Annotated in this window: 7 protein-coding genes; 3 read left to right on the forward strand and 4 right to left on the reverse strand. The window is 53.3% G+C overall.

Going from position 1 to position 4,626, the window contains the following annotated elements; genetic code table 11:
- The coding region (locus Q363_RS30660; RefSeq protein WP_035358339.1) for a TetR/AcrR family transcriptional regulator at positions 1-290 on the reverse strand (290 nt) is incomplete at its 3' end.
- Positions 291-459: 169 nt separating this feature from the next.
- On the opposite strand from Q363_RS30660, the gene Q363_RS30665 reads away from it, so the two are divergent.
- Complete coding sequence (locus Q363_RS30665; protein ID WP_064742761.1) at positions 460-1,389, forward strand: NmrA family NAD(P)-binding protein; 930 nt, start codon at positions 460-462, stop codon at positions 1,387-1,389.
- A 250-nt stretch (positions 1,390-1,639) separates the two neighbouring features.
- Positions 1,640-1,828, forward strand: a complete 189-nt coding sequence (locus tag Q363_RS43440) for a hypothetical protein (RefSeq protein WP_157467970.1) — start codon at positions 1,640-1,642, stop codon at positions 1,826-1,828.
- Positions 1,829-1,848: 20 nt separating this feature from the next.
- Here the strand turns inward: Q363_RS43440 and Q363_RS30670 are convergent, their stop codons facing one another.
- From Q363_RS30670 to Q363_RS30680, 3 genes are read right to left on the reverse strand one after another with little or no spacing between them, the layout of a single operon-like run.
- Positions 1,849-2,094 (reverse strand): anti-sigma factor family protein, encoded by a 246-nt coding sequence (locus tag Q363_RS30670; protein ID WP_035358342.1) that lies wholly within the window; start codon positions 2,092-2,094, stop codon positions 1,849-1,851.
- The gene (locus Q363_RS30675; protein ID WP_051979575.1) at positions 2,091-2,678 is read right to left on the reverse strand and encodes a sigma-70 family RNA polymerase sigma factor; all 588 of its coding nucleotides are present in this window, start codon (positions 2,676-2,678) and stop codon (positions 2,091-2,093) included. Before Q363_RS30675 ends, Q363_RS30670 begins: the two co-directional genes overlap by 4 nt.
- 38 nt (positions 2,679-2,716) lie before the next feature.
- Positions 2,717-3,181, reverse strand: a complete 465-nt coding sequence (locus Q363_RS30680; protein WP_035358344.1) for a DoxX family protein — start codon at positions 3,179-3,181, stop codon at positions 2,717-2,719.
- Positions 3,182-3,345: 164 nt separating this feature from the next.
- On the opposite strand from Q363_RS30680, the gene Q363_RS30685 reads away from it, so the two are divergent.
- A complete protein-coding gene (locus Q363_RS30685) occupies positions 3,346-3,855 on the forward strand; it encodes a DUF1223 domain-containing protein (RefSeq protein ID WP_051979576.1) in 510 nt (169 codons plus the stop codon).
- The last annotated feature ends 771 nt before the right edge of the window (positions 3,856-4,626 follow it).

Raw genomic sequence — 4,626 nt, forward strand, 5'->3', positions numbered from 1 at the left:
TTCGCTGACAAATATCCATCCACAACAGCTTTGAAAGCAGCATCAGGAGGCTTGCCTTTTATGGAAGCTGCCAACTCCCCTATCATCTGATCAAAGCTGCGTTCGATGGCTTCGCCAACCAGTTGGTCCTTCGATTCGAAATGTCTGTAAAAGCCACCCTGAGTCAGTCCTGCTGCTCCCATCAATTCGCTGAGACCTGTTTCTGCGATGCCGTTCTCGCGAAATTCGTGGGATGCCGTGTCTACAATTCGCTGGCGGGTCGCTGCTGCTTCTTCTCGTGATCTCCTCATTGTGAAAACCCCGTGGTGTTCCAAAAACTCTTTGAATACATTAGAGTGTATATGCAATCTAAATGATGCAAGAAGAATGAGGAAAGACCATTCATGCCTGAGTCTGCCTTGGATTCAAGCCTAGAAGCAACCACATCCCGGTCAGAAGTTTCATCATCACAGGAGAAGCATGTCAGCAAAAATCCCATCCAGTACCTTATCCAGACCTATTCTTGTCACGGGAGCCGCCGGTCGCGTTGGTAGCACCGGCACTGCGGTAGTCAAAGAACTCTTGAAGCGACAATTGCCCGTCCGAGCGATGGTGCGCGAGTTTGACGAAAGATCGGAAGCTCTCGCCAAACTCGGTGCCCAAATTGTCGTCGGCAATTTCACCGACTACGCGAGCTTGGGTACAGCTCTCGATGGTATAGAGACCGCGTTCTTTTGCTATCCAGTGGATGACGGTATCGCAGAGGCCACAGGTCTATTTGCGGCAGCCGGGCGGGAACATTGCCTGAAAAGAGTTGTCAACATGTCCGTTTCAGCTTCAGGTCCGAGCAATCCGAGCCCCCACGGTCGCGCCCAATGGGTTTCTGAGAACATCTTGGATTGGGCTGGTTTTGAGTGCACTCATCTCCGCATTGATGGCTTCTTTCATGAGCTTCTCCTTCTGCATACTCAATTTATTCAGAGAGAAGGGGTCATACGTAATTCACATGGAGACTTGGCCGTAAATTGGATCTCGGGAGGAGATGCCGGAGTAATAGCGGCGAGCCTGCTGGCTGACCCAGATCAAACCTCAGAGTCTGTAGTCTATCCAACAGGACCCGAAAAACTAACTTACGGCCAGGTTGCTGAGTTAGTCACGTCCGTTGTTGGCCGGCCAGTTCGGTATGAAGAAATAACTCCTGAAGCATATCGGGATATACTCGATGTCGTTTTGCAGGGAAAGAACCCGCGAGCAGTCAACCACCTTGTAGCGCAAACGACTACCCTCAGAGATCACCCAAAGCCATTGCCAACCAATGATCTGACCGAGCGATTCATAGGACGGCAGCCGAGAACGATGCGCGACTTTATTTTGGCAAATCAGCACGCTTTGACGCCGCACTCCTCATAGAAACGGAGCATGAACTAGGGCCTGTTAACCGCCTAACCTAAACGAACCATCGGAGAACAAGTGTGAACCACCGCTTCACTGTTGCTTGACTAATTATCTGGCGCACTTGTGTGCTAATTATTTGGCACACAAGGAGGGATCGGGGCAGCCTCTCATCAGGCTTGCCCGATGACCAGGTTCTCTCGCGCCGTTTCAACAACGTCCACCGACAAGGTCTCAAGGCCGTTGATCGCGAGTACGCGTTGCATTTTTGCGTCAACAAGCGAACGAGCAGGCGGAAGTGCCGCGGGTTAGTCGAATCACTGCGGCGATGACCTCCGGTGCGGGAGGTGGCGCGGGGAACCATCAAGACCTCGGTCAGATGCTGATGTATGTCAATTACTTCGATCGCTTCGTCAAGCTTGATCATGAAAACTCGACGGTTGGTAACCGCCGATGACCTCGCCGGTGAAGGATGCACTATCCGTCGTGGCGCATGAACTCCAGATCGATGCGCGCGTGAAGCCGTTCGCTGAAACCCACAGGAAGTTCGAAGAAGCGATCATCGGCAGTCAAAATGATCATGTTGCGCGTGGAGTCGAGAATGGCCGAGCAAATCTCGCAGTGATCCAGGTGCTTCTGCACCGTGTCCCGCGTTTCCTCGGGGAGCGTTCTATCCAGATATTCAGAGATGTAGTTCCAAACGTGTTTGCAATCTATGATCATGGGAGCCACCTCCTCTTTGATGTTCGATTTACTGTCCTTAGCTGAGGGGCCAGTTGCTTTTGTAGCATCATACGTGCACGATGCAATCGGACCTTGACGCTGGGGATACTGATATTCAATGCCCCTGCTGTTTCGCTAATAGTGAGTTCCTCTACATCACGCAGAAGGAAAACCTGCCGATAGATTTCCGGTAGCTGCTCAACCGCCCGTTGAATCAGAACCCGAACTTCATCGCGTTCTACAGCCTCGGAAGGTATTTCGCGCCAGTCACGTAACAGGGCGGGTGAAATACGCTTATCCTCGTCCGGCAGTTCATCAAGAGGTTCCATTCGAACGAGAGCCTGTCTGCGGAGGCGCGTCCTCGCCTCGTTAGTCGTGATGCCGATGAGCCACGTGCTGAATTTAGATTCAGCGCGGAAAGAAGACAGCTTGCGGAACGCCCTAACGAATGCTTCTTGCGCAACATCTTCTGCATCTGCCTCGTTCTTCATATACGACAGCGCCATGACGTAGACGCTGCGCTCGTAGGGACGGACCAGATCATGATAAAGCTGGATTTCCCCTGCGAGGACAGCGGCAATCATCTCCGACTCTGTACGATTTGAGGTTTGAGGCACCTTCACTACTCAACAGCTTTCAGCCGCTTCGCGACGAGAGTATCAACTGCAAAGAAACCTGCCCCAAAGATCAGAACCATCAGAGACGCAAACAGAAAGGTATAGGGATCCGCGGCGTAGAACTTTCCTGGGTCAGAAAAGATCGCAGAGAGCGCTTCACGGTCCGCGGTCCAGTATGCAACGAACATGTTGCACGCCAGCAGGAGTGCGACGGGTCGCGAAAACAAGCCGAGCATCAGAAGAATGCCTCCAACGAACTCCAGAGTGGAGACGAAGGGTGCGGCAAAACCGGGGCACGGGATATTAAGACTGGCGAAGAACCCCGTAATTTTCACCAAGTTGTGTAATTTTCCCCACCCGGTCTGGGAAAATTGAAATCCCCAGTAGAGACGCACCGCCAGAAGCATCACGGATTGAAGGGATGAAGACGCCGATGCGACCCGGCGGTAAAGGCGTAGCAGACGAGCCATCGTTTCCTCGTGACGCACGCCTCGTTTGCGAATAGCGAGAACGTCGTTTTGTCTTGTTAGAAACGCGGGAATTGTTTTGGTTACAAGACACGTGCGAGGCAGACTGTGTAACCCTTTCGCTGGCCAACACGTCAGATTGACGCCGTTTGGCTGGAGGTATCCCAATGCAGCTTCGTCCCGTGTTCGCAGTTTCGCTTACTCTCCTCGCTGTCCCACTTACGTCGCATGCCGCTTCTCCCGGCACCTCGGTCGGAACCACGCCGTCCTCGGTGGCGATCGTAGAACTTTTCACTTCGGAAGGATGTTCCAGTTGCCCACCTGCCGACGCCCTCCTCCGGCAAATCAATCTGAAGCAGACGAACGCGGGACAGCTGATCGTCGGTATCAGTGAACACGTGACGTACTGGAATAATCTCGGTTGGAAAGATCCATATTCCTCGCCAGTGTTCACGGATAGACAGAGCGTCTACGCTTCGCGGCTTTCGTCCGAGGGCTCCTACACGCCACAGATGGTCCTGAATGGTCGCGATCAGTTTGTGGGCAGTGATGGCTCTGCGCTCGAGCGAGCTCTTCGCGATGATGCTCGGAGAGAACATTTTGCGCTCAGCATCGTCTCTTCCACGCCCACTGCCGAAGGGATCGATGTGAAGTTCGCCTTCGCCGGACGCGGCTAGCACTCGTACGTTATGTGCACTTTCCCATTATTAGAGGGGTTAGCTGCGGATAAGTTACAAACACTTTGTTAATCGTCGTTCGCTCCTAACATCTGCTTAGTGAGCTTACACAAACTGCGAATGCTCACCGAAAAATGTGCGCACCACGATAATTCTCGTTTCACCTGTAACCCGAACACCCTTCCTGCGTCAGATGGATGCGCATCTCATCGAAACGCCACAAGCCTCTTGGCATTTGCCGATATTCCATGAACGCGCAAGCCCACAGATCCACCTAAAGGAGCATCGTATGAAACTCGAGGTTTCTCCATTGTCGAAGACAGGAATTCGGAACTCTTCTTGCAGAAGGGCTCCCTTTCGCACACATCGTGGCCTGTCTTACTACTTAAGCACCCTGTTTGTGCTAAGCACGGTTGCGCCACTTGCAGTTGCACAGAACACCACCTCCACCAAACAGCCGCTTTCTCCTGAGATGATGGCTGTACATCAACTTGCACAGCGGCCAACCGCGCAGGCCGTGGTGACATCGTCAGCTACCACAGCCTCACAAGCACTCGACTCCAGTTTCAACTCAGCACAGGGCCCCGGTCCAGGACCGATCGGACCTGGCCCAGGCTGTGACTTGTTCCCGGCGCCGCCGTCTGTTGGTGCTTCCGTTCCCTTGTCCTACTTCGGTCCTTCTCCATCGACGACAAACCCCAGTCTTGTAGGGCCCGTCCAGCTACTGAAGTCTGGCACCGTGGATGCGGCACACGGCACAATCACGCTGCC

It is taken from the genome of Edaphobacter aggregans DSM 19364 (assembly GCF_000745965.1).
GTDB lineage: Bacteria > Acidobacteriota > Terriglobia > Terriglobales > Acidobacteriaceae > Edaphobacter > Edaphobacter aggregans.